General features: G+C 73.9%; 17 protein-coding genes. 5 read left to right on the top strand and 12 right to left on the bottom strand.

The window, feature by feature from the left end; translation table 11 throughout:
• Window positions 1-52: 52 nt before the first annotated feature.
• From ACZ7FF_RS26390 to ACZ7FF_RS26380, 3 genes are all read right to left on the bottom strand, one after another.
• Complete coding sequence (locus ACZ7FF_RS26390; protein WP_470814857.1) at window positions 53-1,288, bottom strand: polysaccharide deacetylase family protein; 1,236 nt, start codon at window positions 1,286-1,288, stop codon at window positions 53-55.
• 209 nt (window positions 1,289-1,497) lie between these two features.
• A complete protein-coding gene (locus ACZ7FF_RS26385; RefSeq protein ID WP_470814855.1) occupies window positions 1,498-2,190 on the bottom strand; it encodes a DUF4232 domain-containing protein in 693 nt (230 codons plus the stop codon).
• 137 nt (window positions 2,191-2,327) lie between these two features.
• On the bottom strand, window positions 2,328-3,731 hold the full coding sequence (locus tag ACZ7FF_RS26380; protein ID WP_470814853.1) for a serine/threonine-protein kinase: 1,404 nt from the start codon (window positions 3,729-3,731) through the stop codon (window positions 2,328-2,330).
• Between the two features lie 65 nt (window positions 3,732-3,796).
• On the opposite strand from ACZ7FF_RS26380, the gene ACZ7FF_RS26375 reads away from it, so the two are divergent.
• Window positions 3,797-4,327, top strand: coding sequence for an RNA polymerase sigma factor (locus ACZ7FF_RS26375; RefSeq protein WP_470814852.1), 531 nt, complete (start codon window positions 3,797-3,799; stop codon window positions 4,325-4,327).
• Window positions 4,328-4,506: 179 nt separating this feature from the next.
• Here ACZ7FF_RS26375 and ACZ7FF_RS26370 read toward each other — a convergent pair whose 3' ends face one another.
• The 3 genes from ACZ7FF_RS26370 to ACZ7FF_RS26360 form a co-directional block, all read right to left on the bottom strand.
• Window positions 4,507-6,888, bottom strand: coding sequence for a SpoIIE family protein phosphatase (locus tag ACZ7FF_RS26370; RefSeq protein WP_470814851.1), 2,382 nt, complete (start codon window positions 6,886-6,888; stop codon window positions 4,507-4,509).
• Between the two features lie 330 nt (window positions 6,889-7,218).
• Complete coding sequence (locus ACZ7FF_RS26365) at window positions 7,219-7,941, bottom strand: 2OG-Fe(II) oxygenase (RefSeq protein ID WP_470814850.1); 723 nt, start codon at window positions 7,939-7,941, stop codon at window positions 7,219-7,221.
• 23 nt (window positions 7,942-7,964) lie between these two features.
• Complete coding sequence (locus ACZ7FF_RS26360) at window positions 7,965-8,474, bottom strand: methylated-DNA--[protein]-cysteine S-methyltransferase (RefSeq protein ID WP_470814849.1); 510 nt, start codon at window positions 8,472-8,474, stop codon at window positions 7,965-7,967.
• Between the two features lie 163 nt (window positions 8,475-8,637).
• On the opposite strand from ACZ7FF_RS26360, the gene ACZ7FF_RS26355 reads away from it, so the two are divergent.
• The 3 genes from ACZ7FF_RS26355 (at window position 8,638) to ACZ7FF_RS26345 (ending at window position 11,519) form a co-directional block, all read left to right on the top strand.
• Window positions 8,638-8,880, top strand: a complete 243-nt coding sequence (locus ACZ7FF_RS26355; RefSeq protein ID WP_470814847.1) for a hypothetical protein — start codon at window positions 8,638-8,640, stop codon at window positions 8,878-8,880.
• A gap of 3 nt (window positions 8,881-8,883) precedes the next feature.
• A complete protein-coding gene (locus tag ACZ7FF_RS26350) occupies window positions 8,884-9,261 on the top strand; it encodes a toxin Doc (protein ID WP_470814846.1) in 378 nt (125 codons plus the stop codon).
• A 488-nt stretch (window positions 9,262-9,749) separates the two neighbouring features.
• Window positions 9,750-11,519: an RICIN domain-containing protein gene (locus ACZ7FF_RS26345; RefSeq protein WP_470814844.1), complete on the top strand. Its 1,770-nt coding sequence runs from the start codon at window positions 9,750-9,752 to the stop codon at window positions 11,517-11,519.
• 188 nt (window positions 11,520-11,707) lie between these two features.
• Here ACZ7FF_RS26345 and ACZ7FF_RS26340 read toward each other — a convergent pair whose 3' ends face one another.
• The gene (locus ACZ7FF_RS26340; RefSeq protein WP_470814842.1) at window positions 11,708-12,877 is read right to left on the bottom strand and encodes a lactate 2-monooxygenase; all 1,170 of its coding nucleotides are present in this window, start codon (window positions 12,875-12,877) and stop codon (window positions 11,708-11,710) included.
• A 410-nt stretch (window positions 12,878-13,287) separates the two neighbouring features.
• Here ACZ7FF_RS26340 and ACZ7FF_RS26335 point away from each other — a divergent pair, with 410 nt between their 5' ends.
• Complete coding sequence (locus ACZ7FF_RS26335) at window positions 13,288-13,722, top strand: subtilase-type protease inhibitor (RefSeq protein WP_470814841.1); 435 nt, start codon at window positions 13,288-13,290, stop codon at window positions 13,720-13,722.
• Between the two features lie 214 nt (window positions 13,723-13,936).
• Here the strand turns inward: ACZ7FF_RS26335 and ACZ7FF_RS26330 are convergent, their stop codons facing one another.
• From ACZ7FF_RS26330 to ACZ7FF_RS26310, 5 genes are all read right to left on the bottom strand, one after another.
• Complete coding sequence (locus ACZ7FF_RS26330; RefSeq protein WP_470814839.1) at window positions 13,937-14,134, bottom strand: CDGSH iron-sulfur domain-containing protein; 198 nt, start codon at window positions 14,132-14,134, stop codon at window positions 13,937-13,939.
• Entirely contained in the window at window positions 14,115-14,789 is a 675-nt protein-coding gene (locus ACZ7FF_RS26325) for a HemK2/MTQ2 family protein methyltransferase (protein WP_470814837.1), read from the bottom strand. Before ACZ7FF_RS26325 ends, ACZ7FF_RS26330 begins: the two co-directional genes overlap by 20 nt.
• Window positions 14,790-14,813: 24 nt before the next feature.
• Window positions 14,814-15,803: an iron-containing redox enzyme family protein gene (locus ACZ7FF_RS26320; RefSeq protein ID WP_470814835.1), complete on the bottom strand. Its 990-nt coding sequence runs from the start codon at window positions 15,801-15,803 to the stop codon at window positions 14,814-14,816.
• 49 nt (window positions 15,804-15,852) lie between these two features.
• Complete coding sequence (locus ACZ7FF_RS26315; RefSeq protein ID WP_470814833.1) at window positions 15,853-16,020, bottom strand: hypothetical protein; 168 nt, start codon at window positions 16,018-16,020, stop codon at window positions 15,853-15,855.
• Window positions 16,021-16,242: 222 nt separating this feature from the next.
• Entirely contained in the window at window positions 16,243-16,374 is a 132-nt protein-coding gene (locus ACZ7FF_RS26310) for a hypothetical protein (RefSeq protein WP_470814832.1), read from the bottom strand.
• Window positions 16,375-16,456 lie beyond the last annotated feature (82 nt).

The following is a 16,456-nucleotide window of genomic DNA, read 5'->3' as shown; positions in this document are numbered from 1 at the left end:
CCGGAACGGATCACATGGTGCCCGCCCATGAAAACAGACGACCCGGGCCGGACTACGACGAGCGGGTGCCCGCCGCGCCCAGGAACTCCGCCCAACCGCCCACCGGGGCCTGCCCCGGCACGAGCGTGCGCAGCTTGCGCAGCACCGCCGGGTCCTGCGCCTCCAGCCAGGCCACGAGCTGCTTGAAGGACACGAACCGCACGTCGTCGTACGCGGCCATCTTCCCGATCGCCTCCTCGACGGCGTCCATGTAGACGCCGCCGTTCCAGCGCTCGAAGTGGTTGCCGATGAAGAAGGGGGCGCGGTTGGTCTCGTACGCCCGGTGGAAGCCGGCCACATACGTGTCGCGGGCCTGGGCGCGCCAGGCGTCGAACTGGCTCTTGTCGCCGAGCGGGTTGCCGCCGGACTGGTTGAACATCATGTTGTAGTCCATCGACAGCACCTGGAAGGAGTGGCCGGAGAAGGGTATGGACTGCAGCGGGAAGTCCCAGATCCGGCCGCCCTGCACCTTGCCCGGCCAGATCTGCAGGCCGCCGGGGGAGCTGGCGTCGTACTTCCAGCCGAGCGCGGCGGCGGTGGGCAGCAGATTGGTCTGGCCCTCCAGGCAGGGGGTGCGCCCGCCGATCAGCTCCTTGCGGTAGTCGAAGGGGAGCGGCTCCAGGTCGGTGAAGCCCGTGTTGGTCTTCCACCTGGTGACGAAGTCGACGGCCTGGTCGATCTCGCTGCGCCACTCGGCCGGGGACCAGTTGCGCACACCGGTCGCGCCGCAGAAGTGCCCGTTGAAGTGGGTGCCGATCTCGTGGCCCTCCAGCCAGGCCGCGCGCACCTGCTGGAGCGTGGCGTGGATGTGCCGGTCCGCCAGGTAGCCGATCGCGGACGCGCCGACCGCGTGCTGCGGCGGGCGGTACAGGTTCTTCTTCGCCTCCGGCAGCGTGTAGATGCCGCTGAGGAAGAAGGTCATCTTCGCGCCGTGGTCGGCGGCCACCTTGCGGAACCGGGAGAACAGCTGGTTGCTCAGCTCGCCCGCGCCGTCCCAGGAGAACACCACGAACTGCGGGGGTTTCTGGCCCGGCTTCAGCCGGTCGGGCACCGGCTGGTGCGGCTGGGGCCCGGTGTCGGCCGTGGAGCCGTCACCGATCGGCTTGCCCTGCCGGGCCTGTGCCGTGCCCTTGGCGCCCGTCGGCGCGCCGACCGAGAGGCCGGTGCCGGACGAGCAGGCGGCCAGTGTGCCGAGGGCGCCCGCCGCAGCCCCCGCCGTCAGCACCCGCCTGCGTGAGATCCCGCTCATCTTGTCCCCGATTTCCTCGTCATGGCCCCCGCGGGGGCGGCTTCTCCTGTGCGGTCGACGGGTTCGATGACGGGTCCCGGCCAAAAGATCGGGGCCGGCCGCGCCTGTTGCCGTCCTGTGACAGTCGAGGCGCGGTCATGACGAACCCCGCTGCCTCGGGGGAGGGCAGCGGGGTTCGCGGACGGGGGAGCGGGCCGGGCGGGAACGGGTCAGGGGGCGGTGCCGGGACTGAACACCGTCAGGGAGACCGACGAGGAGTTCCCGGAGACGGGCACCGCCCCGCCCGTCCACGCCACCTTCAGCTGGTCCCGCTCGTCGGGCGGCGTGACCAGCAGCGCGGCGGGCGTCGCCGTCTTCGCGCCGCTGATCCCCGGGTTGGAGAAGGTCAGCCCCGCCCAGGCGCTCTGCCCCGGCTTGAGGGTGACGGTCGCGGGGGAGCCGGACTCACGCCTGGGGTCCGGGCCGAGCTGGGTGCCGGAGGCGTTCACGAAGGCCGCGCCCGGATAGCCGTGCACGGTGCAGGTGCGGGCGGACTTGTTGGTGAGCACCACGGGGAAGTTCTCCTGCCCCGCACCCGGGTCGTTGCGGCCCACGGACGCGCTCAGTTCGGAGGTGTGGCAGCGGGTGCCCGCCGCGGTCGTCGTCCTGCCGCCGCCCGCGGTGGCGGTCGCCCCGGAAGCGGTCGAGGAGGGGGCGCCCGCGGTCGCGGAGGGCGTGCCGGCGGGGGTGCCGGACGCGGGCTGCCCCGTGCCGTCGGTCGCGGGACCGGCCGTACCGGAGGCCGTCACGGGCGGGTTGCCGTGGACGTCGTGGCCGTTGCCGCAGGCGGTCAGGAGGCCCAGCACGGCGGCCGTGCCCACGAGCAGGGCCCCGCGCCGCGTGGACCGGGGGGTGTACACCATGTCGCTCAACACTCCTGGTTGTTTCGGGGCACGCGACGGAACGCGCGCCTACGGCACCGAGTGCGCCGTCCCCCACTCCGATGCCCGGGCGGCGGGAAAAGTTCGGCACACACCCTGTTCTTTCCCCGCTTCGACGGTCAGCCGACCCCGTGGCCCACCTTGAGTGAGCCGAGCACCCCGTCGGTGGCGTCACCGTCACCCCGCTGGCGCAGCTGCACGTACACCTGGGGCTGCGCGGCGCCGTGCGCCGGGGTCAGGGCCGACTCCGTGATCGAGCCGCCGTCCGGGCAGCCGCTCCAGGCCCGGACCAGCCCGTGCCAGTCCGCGCTGCTGAAGCTGCGGCTGCTGGAGTAGTGACAGCCGGCGTGGGTGAGGGCCTTGACCTTCGCGGTGACGTCGCCGTGCTCGGCGACCCCGACGAACACGCCGTCCACGGGGGCGTTCAGATCGGGCCACCGGGCGAGGTCGTCGGCCACCACCAGCCCCGGCTCGTGCCCCGAGGCGAGCCCCAGCGCCCGTGGGTTCCAGCCGGAGTCGCGCAGCTCGTGGCCCCAGCCGGCCGGCACCCGGAGGACCACCCGGCCGGTGGAGTCCGCCACCCGTATGTCGTCGTCCGCCGTGCCGTCGCCCTGGAACGCCATGGTCACCGCGACCGCGGCCGCGGCGGCCGCGAGGACGGCGGCGACGGACAGCGTCACGCCGTTGAGCCGGCCGCGCACCCCGTCAAGGCGCCGCACGGACCGGCCCCCCGGCCCCGCCGCCAGCCGGTCCAGCTCGTCCGCGAACGCCTGCGCGCCCGGCCAGCGCCGCTCCCGGTCCGCCTCCAGCGCGCGCAGCAGGGCCCGCGCCACCCCGTCGCCGAGGTCCGGCCGCAGCCTGCCGGGCGGCACGACCTTGCCCGGCGCAGCCGGCACGCTCCCGGTGACCAGTTCGTAGCCGACCGCGCCCAGGCTGTAGACGTCGGCCCGCTCGTCGATGCCCTCGCCGGGCTCGGCCTGTTCCGGCGGCTGGTAGCCCGCCGAACCCGCGGCCAGCGTGAGCACCGAGGCCTGCGCGAGGCTCTTGGCCAGGCCCAGGTCGGCCAGCAGCACCCGCCGGGTGCCGTCCGGGGCGGTGTGCAGCAGCACGTTGGTCGGCTTGATGTCGCGGTGCACGATCCCCGCCTCGTGCAGCGCGGCGGCGGCCCGTGCGGCCTCGGCGGTCAGCGCCAGCGCGTCGGGCACCGGCAGCGGCCCGGCCGTCAGCAGGTCGGCGAGGGTGCCGCCGTCGGCGTACTCCATCACGAAGTACGGCCTGCCGTCGGGGAGTTCACCGATGTCGTAGACCTGCACCACCCGGCTGGAGCCCGCCCGGCGCAGCAGCCGCGCCTCGGACAGGAAGCGGTCCCGGATGTCGAGCCGGTGCGACCAGTTCTCGGCGAGGACCTTCACCGCCACCGGGGCCTGAAGCTCCGGGTCGTGGGCGAGCCACACGGTGGCGAAGGCGCCGGTGCCCAGCGGCCGTGCGAGACGGTAGCGGCCGATCCGCTCCAGGGAGTGCATACGACTATCATGCCTGCCCTGAGATCGACTTGAAGGGGGGCCCTGACGTGCAGGACGAGGCGCCGATGGAAGACTTCGCCCGGCGTGCCGCCGCGGGTGACGGCGCGGCCCTGGACCGGCTGCTGACCGAGATCCGGCCCGAGGTGCTGCGCCGCTGCGCGCGCTTCCTGCCCTGCCGGGAGGACGCCGAGGAGGCCGCCCAGGACGTGCTGCTCCAGGTGGCCCGGCACATCACCCGGTTCGAGGGCCGCAGCCGCTTCGGCACCTGGCTGTACACGGTGGTCGCCAACTGCTGCCGGCAGAAGTACCGCGAGCTGAAACGGCGGGCCGCCGAGCAGCCCGCGGCCATCGAGCCCTCGCACGCCGTCGACCCGCGCACCACCAGCGTGATCGCCGGCTCCCGGGTGGACCTGCTGGAGGCCCTGGACCGGCTGGAGCGGGAGCACCCGCACCTGGTCGCGCCCCTGGTGTACCGGGACATCTGCCAGCTGGAGTACGCCGAGGTCGCCGAGCGCGTCGGCATCCCGCTCGGCACCCTCAAGTCCCGGCTGCACGAGGCCCGCAAGCAGGTACGGCCCTGGCTGACGGCCTCCTGACCGCTAGGGCCTGTCTGACCGTTCCCGTCTGCCGCGCGACGCCATGCACGCACGCTGGCCGCGCCGGTCCCAGACCCGAGTACGTCCGGGTACGAGGGCCTGGGGCCGGCACGCCGAGAGCACGCACCTGACGCCGCGCGGCCGCCCTTCGGGCGACGACGCGAATGGTCAGACAGGTCCTAGCGGTCCTCCTCGAACAGGGGCAGCTCCGCCCAGATCGTCTTGCCCTCCGCGGTGTGGCGGCTGCCCCAGCGCTGGGTGAGCTGGGCGACCAGCAGCAGGCCCCGGCCGCCCTCGTCGAAGGTCTTGGCGCGGCGCAGGTGCGGCGCGGTGTGGTTGGTGTCGGACACCTCGCAGATCAGCGTGGTCGCGTCGTGGATCAGCCGCAGCCGGATCGGGCGGGCGCCGTACCGGATGGCGTTGGTGACCAGTTCGCTGACCACCAGCTCGGCCGTGAAGGCGGCCTCGCTCAGCCCCCAGGCGTCCAGCTGCTCCACGACCTGCTTGCGGATCGGCGCGACCAGCGCCGGGTCGGCGGGGATGTCCCAGGTCGCCACCTGCGAGGCGGGCAGGCCCTGGGTGCGGGCGAGCAGCAGGGCCACGTCGTCGGCGGCACCGCCCGGCGGCAGCAGGGTGTGCAGGATGCGGTCGCAGGACTTCTCCAGCGACTCCGGGTGCGCGCCGAGCGCCTGGAACAGCAGCTGCCGGCCGGTGTCCCCCTCCCGCTCCCGGGACTTCACCAGCCCGTCCGTGTACAGGGCGAGCACGCTGCCTTCGGCCAGGTCCACCTCGGTGGACTCGAAGGGCAGCCCGCCCAGGCCCAGCGGGGGACCGGCGGGCAGGTCGAGCTGGTGGGGCCGGCCGCCCGGCGGCAGCAGCACCGGTGGCGGATGCCCGGCGCGGGCCAGCGTGCAGCGCCGCGACACCGGGTCGTACACGGCGTACAGGCAGGTCGCCCCGACCTCGCCGGTGGTGCCGTCGCCTCCGGACTCCTCCGAGAGCCGGACCACCAGGTCGTCCAGGTGGGTGAGCAGCTCGTCCGGGGCCAGGTCGATGTCCGCGAGGGTGCGTACGGCGGTGCGCAGCCGGCCCATGGTGGCCGAGGCCTGGACGCCGTGCCCGACGACGTCCCCGACGACCATGGCGACCCGCAGCCCGGACAGCGGGATCACGTCGAACCAGTCGCCGCCCACCCCGGCCCGGGCGGCCGGCAGATACCGGGACGTGGCCTGCAGTGCGGCCGTGCGCGGCAGCGAGCGGGGCAGCAGGCTGCGCTGCAGGGCGAGCGCGGTCTCCCGCTCGCGCGAGTAGCGCCGGGCGTTGTCGATGCAGACGGCGGCACGGGTGGTGATCTCCTCGGCCAGCAGCCGGTCGTCGGGGGTGAAGCCGTCCGGGCGGCGGTGCCGGGTGAAGACCGCCACGCCGAGGGTGAGCCCGCGGGCCTGGATCGGCACCGACATCGTGGAGTGGATGCCGAACCTGCGCACCTGCTCGCCGCGCGCGGTGTTCCAGCTCAGCCAGGCCTCCATGTCGCCCCCGGCGACCGAGGTGATGATCGTGTGGCCCGCGGTCAGCGAGTCCGCCTGGGGGGAGCCGGCCGGGTACTCCTCGTTCTGCCCGGGCTCCCTCACCGCCTCCGGCACGCCGCTGTGCACCGAGACGTGGGCCGCCCGGCGCAGGGTGACCGGGGCCGTGACACGGGCCGGGGGCTCGGCGCCGTACTCCCGCGGGTCCAGCAGGTCGATGGTGACGAAGTCGGCGAGGGCGGGGACGCACACGTCCGCCAGTTCCTGTGCCGTGCGGGTGATGTCGAGGGTGGAGCCGATGCGCATGCTGGCCTCGTTGACCAGTTGCAGCCGCTCCCTGGCCCGGTGGCTGTCGGTGACGTCGAGCGCGGCCATGCTCACGCCCAGCACCCGGCCGTCGTGGCCGGTGACCGGCGCGAGGCGGGCGAGCCAGGCGTGCGCCCGGTCCTCGTCGCCCCTGCGCACGAAGGCCTGCATGTCCATCGGCCGCCCGGTGGTCAGCACGCGGAGCATGCCCTGTTCGAGCTCCTCGCTCTGCGGCCTGCCCTCGATCTCCGCGACCCTGAGCCCCCGCACGCGCTTCTCGGGCAGGCCGACCACCTCGGCCATGGCGTCGTTCATCCGGCACAGCCGCAGCCGGTCGTCGTAGACGGAGAGCGCGCACGGCGACTGGACCAGGCCCGCTTCGCCCAGGGGGTCCGCGTCGACGGCCGGCTCCGGGCCGGTCAGCGGGGTGATGACGAGCCAGCCCCCGGGGCGGCCCTCGTGCGCCGGACGGCGGTGGGCGAGGACCCACACCGACACCGTGCCGCCGTCCCGGTGGCGCAGGGTCACCGTGCCGTCCCAGCGGGTGCCCGTGGGTGTGACCGGAAGCGTGCCCCCGGCCAGCAGTTCTGTCACGGGACGGCCCACGACGGCGTCCGCGGGGTGGCCGAGCAGGCGTCGCGCGCCCTCGTTCCACTCCACCAGTGTTCCGTCGTCATCGATGACAGCCCGGGCCGTCGCCGCGTCGTCGAACGGATAGACCCGGCTCATCGTCGCCGCTCCCAAGCGCACACTCACAGTGAACAGGTGGCACCTCTCGTATACCAGCGTAGTGCTTCGTGCCCGGCCGTGGACCACGGCCCCCGGCTGGACGGCCGGTCGGTCGAACGCGGTCAAGGGAGAATTCCGGCCGATCTTGGATCGGAGGGAGTCGCGCCGTTCCGGACCCTTGACGATCGCGTGTATCAGCCCGTCAGTATCTGTTCGCCCACGATCAGTTGTGAGTGTTTCTGGGCCCTGGAGAAGGTGAGCCGGCACGACGGTGACCCGCCGGCCCTCCCAGGATCAGCGGGCTGGACTTCCGGGACCGCTCGCGCCGCGTCACGACGCCTCGTGGAACACCAGCCCCAGGGTGCGCCGCCGTCCGGACCGTACGGTGCTCACCCCGTGCCGCATCGCCCCGGCCGACCAGCCGCGGCGGGTGCGCACGGGGTGGTCCCGGGTCGTGAACACCAGCCCGTGGCCCTGCCGGAGCGCGGTCGCCGTGCCCCGGGACTGGGCGCGCGGCCGCTGCTCGACCATGAGGAACTCGCCGCCCGAGTAGTCGTCGCCGTACGCGTCCAGGGCGATCACCACCTGCAGCGGGAAGACGAGTTCGCCGAACACGTCCCGATGCAGGGCGTTCCAGTCGCCCAGGCCGTAGCTGAGCAGGATCTGCGACGACCGGTCCTGGCCCGCGGCGTGGCAGCGCGCCACCCACTCCTCGAGCGTGTCGGGCCAGGGCGCCGGGCGGTCCAGCCGGGCCGCCCAGTCCCGGGCGACCGGCAGCAGCCGCGGGTAGAGCGCGGCGCGCAGCGCGGCCACCGGGGCGGGCAGGTCGTGCGTGAAGTAGCGGTACTCGCCCGAGCCGAACCGGTGCCGGGCCAGATCGACCGTGGTCCGGAACAGCTCCGGCTCGTCGTACAGGGCGGCCAGGCCGGCGCACTCGGCGGGCGTCAGCAGCGCTCCGGTGGACGCACAGCCGTGTTCGTCCAGCTCGGCCGCGAGCGCGGCCCAGTCCGTGCCGGCCACCCGGCGGCGGGCCTCGGCCCGGGTGAGCTCCATGACTCCTCCTCCGGGTCCCGTTCTCAGACCAGCGTCGGCTGCAGTGCGCCCTCGTGCGTGAGCAGCCACACCTTGCGCTCGACCCCGCCCGCGTACCCGCGCATCGACCCGTCCGCACCGACCACCCGGTGGCAGGGCCGCACGAGCAGCAGCGGGTTGGCGCCGAGCGCCCCGCCCACCGAGCGGATCTCGGCCCGGGGCACGCCCAGCCGCGCGGCCAGTTCGCCGTAGGTGGCCGTCGCGCCGTACGGGATGTGCTCCAGGGCCTGCCAGACCGTCCGCTGGAACGGTGTGCCCGTGGTGGCGAGCGGGAGGTCGAAGCGGGTCCGGCGGCCCGCGAAGTACGCGTCCAGTTGGCGGTGCGCCTCGGTGAACGGCCGGTCGTCGCGGTCCTCCGGGCGGACCTCGGGCGTGCCGCGCCGGCCCGGCGGGGACAGCGAGGTGAGGGTGAGGCCCCCGGGCGAGACCGACCCGGTCAGCAACAGGTCGCCGAGCGGGCTCGGGTGGACGGTGTGGACGGTTTCGCTGTTCATGGCTTCTCCTCCGGTTCGTTTCCGCGCTGTCGAGTCTGCTGCGCGGCGCGCCGTGGGACCGGCGGGAATCGGACATGGCCCTCGGGGTGCTCAGGTACCGCACTTGATGTGCTCTGACCTGTGGATATTTACGGTTGAGTACCCTCGCGGTACCGTGGGGTGCATGCCAGCTCTCAACGTGGAGTTCAGCGATCGGGAACTCGAGGACCTGCGGCAGATCGCCAAGGAGCGCGGTACGTCGATGAAGGCCCTCGTGCGCGAGGCCGCCGCCGCGGACATAGCCCGGCACCGGGCACTGCAGGAAGGCGCCGAGGCGTTCCGCAGCTTCTTCACCGCCCACGCCGAGGAGTTCGCGGCCGCCTTCCCCGAGGACGAGCCGCCCATCGCCAAGGGCGAGGCCGCCTGAGCGATGTCCTCAGTCATTCACATCGACGTCCCGTGGCTGCTGCAGCGGCACGAGGAGGTCCTGCCCGACCAGCCCGCGGTCGACGACTTCTCGTCGCTGGTCGCCGCCGTCGCCCGGCACCGGGTGGACCCGCCCCGGCTCGGCGTGGACTCCGACCCCGCCTGGCGGGCCGCCGCCCTGCTGCACACCCTCGCGCTGCTCAAGCCGCTGCCCGCGGCCAACGCCCGCTTCGCCTGCGCCACCGCCGTGGCCTACATGTTCGTCAGCGGTGTCGGCATCGACCCGCCCTACGGCGCCCTCGTCGACCTCGCCCGCGACCTGATGTCCGGCAAGGCCGACGTCTACGGCGCGGCCGACCGGCTCCGCTCCTGGCAGATCTGAACCCACCGAGGCCGACGGGGGTTCGTCCTGACCCACCCGGCCGGCGGGGGAAGCCGCCGGGGCCGCCGGCCGAGGGCGGGAGGAACAGGGCCGGCGGCCGGTCGCGCGTGGGAGTGCCGCCGTCCCACGCGGGGCCTTCCGAGAGGGCCGATGCAAGTCCACTACCGGGCCCGGGGGTTCCGGGAGCGTGCGCGGCCGGCCGGCGTGTGCGCACGCTTCACACGGGGCGCCCGGAAAACCGAAAGCCGCGGCACGCGACCTGGCTCTCGCCGCTATTTCTGACTTTCTTTCAAAGCTCTTGTTGTCGTACGGGCGTCTTGTTGCCCGTGTGGAAGTTGTGCCAGGGTTGAAACGCCCGTGCGGGGGGTAAATTCCGAGGCTTTTGCGACAGTTGCGACGCCGGGACCGACCGGGCGCAGGTGCATTCCCGCTCCCCGTGCGCGCCCAGAGGTACGCACCGACGCACCACGTATCGAAGGAATCCGCTCGTGCCCACCCCCCACCCCCCTCGTCCCCCCTTTCCGCCGCCCGGCGGGGAGCCGGGGGAATCCGACGAGTCGCTCGCCGGCCCGCTGCGCGCCGGCTCCGACACCGAGGCCTCCCGGTCCGCCGCCCTCCTGATGACCCGCCACTGGCATCCGGCCCAGGACTACGCGGTCATCTGCCTGGCCGGATCAGGGACCCTCGCCCACATGGTCACCGCCACCGCCTTCCACCAGGTCCTCGGCCGGCTCGCCCTCGGCGAACCCGCGGACGCGCTCCGGCCACGCCTGCTGGCGGCCGTCCGGGACACGGTGCTGAACTGGTCCGGCACGGATCGGATCACCGCTGTCCTGCCCGCACTCGGGAAACCCGCCGGGGGCCGCGGAATGCGGGCCGCGAAGTCCCTGATACCCGAGAACCGCGTCCTCTCCGAGCGCTCTTTCCACGGCCTTCCGCGGCTGGAACAGGCGCTGTTGTGGCACACCGAGGTCGAGGCGGAAGCGATGGACGTCCCCGCCGGGCTGCTCGGTATGGACATCCGGAGTGCGACGGCCGCCCTGGAACAGGCTCGGGAGAAATTCCGGGAGGGCCTGGTGCGCGCCCACCGGGAACTCGCGCCGGGCAAGGACTGCCGCTATTACAACCGCCTGCTGGACGTGCCGATCCGCCGCGGCGGCGCGCTGCTGCCCGACGTCCAGGAACACCTGGCCGGGTGCGTGTACTGCCGGCACGCGGCCGAGCAACTGGGCAACGCCGACGCGGCGTCGGGCGTGCTGCTCGCCGAGGCCGTGCTCGGCTGGGGCGCGCGCCGCTACCTCGACTCCCGCCCCGGCCGCCGCGGTCCGGGTCCCGCCGCCCGCACCCGTGACACCTCCCGGCGCTCCGGCGGGCACCGGCGCGGCGGCGGGTCCGGGCTGTTCGCCCGTGTGGTGCTGCCCGGTGCCCGGCGGAGCACCGAAGACGAACCCGGCGGCCACCGGATATCCGACACCGGATCCGGGGCGCCGGCCCGCATCTTCCTGCCCGGGCACCGCGAGGGCGGGCCGGCCGAGTCGCTCGCGGCGACCGGCCGCCGCGCGCCCGGCACCGCCTGGTCCTCGCGGACGCTGCTCACCGGCGTCGGCGTGGCCTCGGCGGGACTGCTCGCCACCGTCCTCGCGATCAGCGTCTGGCCCCACGGCGGCGACGGCACCGACCCGGTGGCCTCCACCAGCGCCGCCCCGGGCACCGACAGTTCGTCGCCGCCCGCCTCCGCCTCCGCCACCGCACCCGGCACCGCGGCCCTGCCCGCGGCGGGCCGCCCCGCGCGGCTGCGCAACGCGGGCGCCGGCCTGTGCCTGGACATCAAGGGCACCCCCAGGGCCGGCGCGGGCGCGGTCCTGGCCGTGTGCTCCTCGGCGGCCACCCAGCGGTGGACGTACGACCCCGACGGACTGCTGCGCAGCGCCGCCGACTCGGGGCTGTGCCTGGACTCGCACGCCGACGCGGGGGTGGTGATCCTCGGCACCTGCGCCGACGCGGGGTCCGGGCGCGGCGACGACGTGCGCTACGACCTCACCGTGCAGGGGGAGTTGCTGCCCCGCTGGGACCGCACCCTCGCCGTCGCCACCGCGGGCGAGGCCGCCGGTGCCGACCTGGCCGTCAAGGTCCGGGACGGATCCGCCGGCCAGCGCTGGCTGTCCGACACGCCGTCGGCCGGCTCCGGTTCGCTGTCGATCGCCGGTACCGGCGGGGCGTCGGCGCGCCCGGCGCGGCTGTCCCGCGGGACCAGCTAGGGCCTGTCTGACCATTCGCGTCGTCGCCCGAAGGGCGGCCGCGCGGCGAGAGTGCGTGCATGGCGTCGCGCGGCAGACGGGAATCGTCAGACAGGCCCTAGTGCCGCGACCGGAAGGGTTCGACGGGTCCAGGCCCTTCCGGGGGACCTTTCCGGTCTCGGCACCGGCCGGGACCGGCCCGGCGGCGCTCAGACGGGGTCCTCGACGAGGTCGGCCGCCGTGACCGTCGCCGGGCCGGTGTGCCCGGACAGGGCGAGCGTCAGGTCGAGTTCCGCGAGCACGCAGCGGACGACGTGCTCCACGCCCGCCTGCCCGTCCAGGCCCAGCCCGTAGACGTAGGGCCGTCCCAGGAGCACCGCCCGCGCGCCGAGCGCGAGTGCCTTGAACACGTCGTCGCCGGTGCGCACTCCGCTGTCGAACAGCACCGTGAGCCGGTCGCCGACCGCGGCCGCGACCCGGGGCAGCGCGTCGGCCGCCGCGACCGAACCCGCCACCTGCCGGCCGCCGTGGTTGGACACCACCACGCCGTCCATCCCGGCGTCGGCGGCGAACCGGGCGTCGTCCGGGTGCAGGACGCCCTTGAGGACGATCGGGCCGTCCCAGTGCTCGCGCAGGAAACCGAGGTCCGGCCAGGTGTGTCCGGGATCCCCGAACATGCCGAGAAAGTGCAGCACGGCCGCGTTCGGGTCCTCGTGCGGCGGCTTGGCGAGACCTGCCCGGAACGCCGGGTCGGTGAAGTAGTTGGCGGTGCCCACCCCGTGCAGGAACGGCAGGTACGCCTGGTCCAGATCGCGCGGCCGCCACGCCAGCAGCGGCGTGTCCAGCGTGACCACCAGCACCGAGAACCCGGCCGCCCGCGCCCGGCCGAGGAAACTCCGGGTCACCTCGCGGTCCTTGCCCCAGTACAGCTGGAACCAGCGCTCGGCGTCCCCCATCGCCTCCGCCACCTGCTCCATCGGCGTGCTGGACGCCGACGACAGGACGTACGGCACGCCCTGGGCGGCGGCGGCCCGCGCGGCGGCGGACTCCGCGTCCGGGTGCATGATCGACAGCACGCCGACCGGGGCCAGGGCGAGCGGCGCCGGCAGCGGCCGCCCGAGCACCTCGGTGGACAGGTCGCGCTCACCGACGTCCCGCAGCATGCGCGGCACGATCCGGCGCCGGGCGAGGGCCGCCCGGTTGGCGAGCGCGGTGCTGCCGTCACCCGCGCTGCCCGCCACATAGCCGACCGGGCCGGGACCGAGCCGGTGCTCGGCCAGCTCCTCCAGCCGGGTCAGGTCGGTCGGGAGCCGGGGCACGGCGCCCGTCATCCCGTTCAGATAGATCTCGTACTGGAAGTCCGCCCAGTGCTTCGCCATCCGTCGCTCCCGCCTTCGTCGCCGAGTCCGCGTGCAGCGCCGACGATACTGACGGGTAGGCGGCGGCCCCGGCGGTGGGTGGCGGAGCCCGCCCCGAGTGATCATCCGGTGAACACGGGGAGTCATGGGCGGGCCGGGCGGTGGCTGAGCCGGAATGTTTCAGGACGATTAACGAAGCGCTGATTTTCGGCCATCCGGCCGGTCCCGGGGCCCGTACACCGCTCAGTTCCTGGGTAACGGCGTTCGATTTCCGTGACTTCACGCCACTGATTCAACACGAAAGGTTACTGAAACCCATGGGTTCGATGTGAGTTTCGGCGGTGGACTCGGCAGAGTGGCGCTCGCCGCTCCGGTGCCCGACCGGATCCGGAGCCGGCAACTCTGTCTGTACAAGCGGAAGGATGCACACAATGCGGAACACCGCGCGCTGGGCAGCGGCCATCGGCCTGACGGCCGCCGCCGTTTGCGGACCCCTGACCGGGGCCGCCGTCGCTGCACCGGGCGCCGCCCCGTCGTCGCTGTACGCCCCCTCGGCGCTGGTGATGACCACCGGCCACGGCAACGACGCGGCCACGGCGACCCCGGAGCGCGCCGTCACCCTCAGCTGCGCCCCCGCGGCCTCCGGCACCCACCCTGCCGCGGAGCAGGCCTGTGCCGAGATGCGCGGCATCGGCGGCGACCTGACCGCGCTGAAGCCGAGCCAGGACGTGTGGTGCAACAAGCTGTACGACCCCGTCGTGGTCACCGTCCAGGGTGTCTGGCAGGGCAAGCGCGTCTCCTTTGAGCAAACCTTCGGTAACGCGTGCATGAGGGACGCCGTCGGCGGAACCCTGTTCGCGTTCTAAAAGGACCGGGATCGCACGGATCTCCGTGAACGCCGGATCAGGCCTGCAACTGGGGAGTGCGGCCCCCTGGGAGCGGGGAACCTGCGATCTCGCACCGGGACCGGACGGGCGGAGTGGGGCCGCCCGCCGGCTTCCGGGCACACAGCCGCTCCCCGGATCGGCCCGTGGGGGGCCGTCCGGGGAGCGGCGAGAAACAACCGGTTTCAACCGGTGCTCAAGCCCTTCGCCGATGGCTCGTGTCACACCACGGGTAACGGCGACTGCGGCGGCACATGCACAGAGCGACACGGAACCGGTCCGACGAGACCGTCGTACCGTCCTCCAGTTCGATCTCCACGGGGCCCTCCACGAGCAGCGGCCCCCGTCGCGGCATCGTGATCCTGCGGGCCCGGTCAGCGGACTCGTTCGGCACGGATGACCACCAACTCCTCCTTGTCGTCGGACGGTCCGAGCAGCCCGCGCCGGCGCAGCCACTCCTGACGGGAGCGCAGCACCGGCCCGAAGGCGATCCACCGCCGCCGGACCACCGTGGCCTTCAGCCCCGCCCCCCGCAGCAGCTCCAGGGTGCGCTCGGGTCCGCTCAGCGCGGACTGCACGAGCAGCAGCACCCCTCCGGACCGCAGCAGCGTGGGTGCGCCCCGGCAGATCCGGTCCAGCAGGAGCCGCCCGTCGTGCCCCGCGTCCCAGGCCCGGGACCGGCCGCGCGGACCGCGCCCGGCGTGCGGGGCCGGCACATAGGGTGGGTTCGCCAGGATCACGTCGTACGCGCGTCCGTCGGCCGGGCCGAAGAGGTTGCCACGCCGGATGCGCACCGGCAGCCGGGTCAGCCACGCGTTCAGCCGGGCCGTCCACACCGCGCGCCGGGACACGTCCACCGCCGTCACCTCGGCGCCCCGCCGGGCCGCGGCCAGCGCGAGCGCCCCGCTCCCGGTGCCCACGTCCAGTACCCGCGCCCGGGGCCGGGGAGCCTCCTCGTGGAGGACCTCGGTCAGCAGCGCGGTGTCGTCCTGCGGGGCGTACACGCCCGGAAGTACCAAGAAGATCACGGGTACCGAGTACCCGGGCATTCAGGATGTATGGGAAATTTCGTCTTACATGGGCGTCCGGAGGGACGATCGCCCGGCGCGCCAGTCGGCGAGCACCCGCCGGGCCAGCCGGTCCTCCAGGTACTCCGTCGCGTCGATGCCGAAGGCGACGTCCGCCGCCAACTCCGGCTCCTCGTCGAGCAGTCCACCGATCACGTCGTGCCGGACCACCTGCTCGTGCACGGCGTCCGCCTCGACGTGCTCGTCGTAGAAGTACTCCGCGGCGGCTCCCGCGCCGGTGCGGCGCATCGCCTCGGCGAGCCGGCGCGAGCCGGGCGACGAGGTGATCTCCACCTCGGCGAAGTGGCCCACGAGGGCGCCGCGCAGCCCGCGGTGCAGCCCGAACAGGGACATCAGGTTGACCACGGCCAGCATCTGCGCGGGGGCGGCGCCGAGATAGCGGCCGTACGCGGTGTCGAGGCCCAGGTCCCGCATCAGGTCGGCGAACAGGCGGGCGTGGACGCGTTCGGCCCGGCCGCCGCCGAACTCGTCGTACTCCACGGCCGCCATCGCCGCCTTGGCCCGGCCCCACAGCCGCGGCAGCACCCAGGCGTGCGGGTCGGCCTCCTTCAGGTGGTACAGGGAGCGCTGGGCCGCGTACTCGCGCAGCTGCCACAACTCGCCCTCGGCGCACAGGAAGTGCGTGACTCCCGTGCCCTCGGCCGGTTCGACCAGGAGCGCGGCCAGCGCGTCGTCCAGGCTGTCGTGGGCCGGCGTGTCGGCGCGCAGCGCGGAAAGGAAACGCCGCTCCAGGGCGGCCCGCACGCGCAGCAGCCCGGGGTCCCACTCGGTCTCGGCGCCGACGCCCGCGAAGCCGCGGTAGTGCAGCTCGTAACACAGGTACAGGGCGAGTTGCAGATCGTCGCCGTACGGGTCGGCGCCTTCGGTGTCCGCGGGGCGGGGGAGCGGGCCCGTGCCGCGCAGATACGCGATGAGCGCGGTGGACAGGGGTCCCCGGGCGGGCGGCAGCTGGGGTCCTCGGGGCTGGTGGTTCATGGGGTCCGGGTACCCGCGCCCCCGCGGGTCAGTGCTGCCGCCCGGCCGGTCAGTCGCCCTCCGCCTGCGCCTGCGCGTCGGTGTTCGGGGTGATGGCGTCCCCGGCCTCGCCGCCGCCCCGCCCTTCGTCGTCGCGCTTCCCGGCCTCCTCCACCTCGCGCAGCACCTCTTCCAGGGCCGTCTCGGGCGGTTTCCCGTGGTCGTCCGCTCCGGTCATGACGTCTCCTTCCCGCGCCGTCCTCCTGATCCGCTACGAGTTGCCCGGCGAAGCCGTCCCAAGCGTCCCGGCGGACGCGCCGGGACGTCGCGACCGGTGGTCCGCGCCGGGCCGGCATCCCGGCCCGTGTGCCCGTGTGCCCGTGGGAGTGGATGAACGGCCTGGTCGGACGCGGGTCTGTCGACGGCGGCCCCCCCGGGCTGCTGGTGCCGTGCGCGGCGCTCACATGTGGACGACCGGCGCGGCGCCCGCGTCCTGCCGCGGCGCGCCGGGCCGGTAGCACAGGAAGGCGATCACCGCGCCCGCGCGCGTGAGGGTGCGCGCGTGAGGGTCGAGCGCGCGTGGAGGGTGCACGTAAACGAAACTGTTTCGTACTTATTGAGGTCATGCCACCTCAAGCGAAACGGCAACGTTTCGCTGGGGTTGATGGCGATGC

This window comes from Streptomyces sp. NPDC037126, from assembly GCF_055605965.1.
This window is presented reverse-complemented; position numbering and strand designations above follow the sequence as displayed.

Excerpts from the sequence above, each read along its gene's own strand:
- ACZ7FF_RS26350 (WP_470814846.1), top strand. The coding sequence starts at position 8,884 with ATGTCCTCAGTCATTCACATCGACGTCCCGTGGCTGCTGCAGCGGCAC.
- ACZ7FF_RS26335 (WP_470814841.1), top strand. The coding sequence starts at position 13,288 with ATGCGGAACACCGCGCGCTGGGCAGCGGCCATCGGCCTGACGGCCGCC.
- ACZ7FF_RS26315 (WP_470814833.1), bottom strand. The coding sequence starts at position 16,020 with ATGACCGGAGCGGACGACCACGGGAAACCGCCCGAGACGGCCCTGGAA.
- ACZ7FF_RS26390 (WP_470814857.1), bottom strand. The coding sequence starts at position 1,288 with ATGAGCGGGATCTCACGCAGGCGGGTGCTGACGGCGGGGGCTGCGGCG.
- ACZ7FF_RS26370 (WP_470814851.1), bottom strand. The coding sequence starts at position 6,888 with ATGAGCCGGGTCTATCCGTTCGACGACGCGGCGACGGCCCGGGCTGTC.
- ACZ7FF_RS26360 (WP_470814849.1), bottom strand. The coding sequence starts at position 8,474 with ATGAACAGCGAAACCGTCCACACCGTCCACCCGAGCCCGCTCGGCGAC.
- ACZ7FF_RS26325 (WP_470814837.1), bottom strand. The coding sequence starts at position 14,789 with ATGCCCGGGTACTCGGTACCCGTGATCTTCTTGGTACTTCCGGGCGTG.
- ACZ7FF_RS26375 (WP_470814852.1), top strand. The coding sequence starts at position 3,797 with ATGGAAGACTTCGCCCGGCGTGCCGCCGCGGGTGACGGCGCGGCCCTG.
- ACZ7FF_RS26365 (WP_470814850.1), bottom strand. The coding sequence starts at position 7,941 with ATGGAGCTCACCCGGGCCGAGGCCCGCCGCCGGGTGGCCGGCACGGAC.
- ACZ7FF_RS26385 (WP_470814855.1), bottom strand. The coding sequence starts at position 2,190 with ATGGTGTACACCCCCCGGTCCACGCGGCGCGGGGCCCTGCTCGTGGGC.
- ACZ7FF_RS26355 (WP_470814847.1), top strand. The coding sequence starts at position 8,638 with ATGCCAGCTCTCAACGTGGAGTTCAGCGATCGGGAACTCGAGGACCTG.
- ACZ7FF_RS26340 (WP_470814842.1), bottom strand. The coding sequence starts at position 12,877 with ATGGCGAAGCACTGGGCGGACTTCCAGTACGAGATCTATCTGAACGGG.
- ACZ7FF_RS26380 (WP_470814853.1), bottom strand. The coding sequence starts at position 3,731 with ATGCACTCCCTGGAGCGGATCGGCCGCTACCGTCTCGCACGGCCGCTG.
- ACZ7FF_RS26320 (WP_470814835.1), bottom strand. The coding sequence starts at position 15,803 with ATGAACCACCAGCCCCGAGGACCCCAGCTGCCGCCCGCCCGGGGACCC.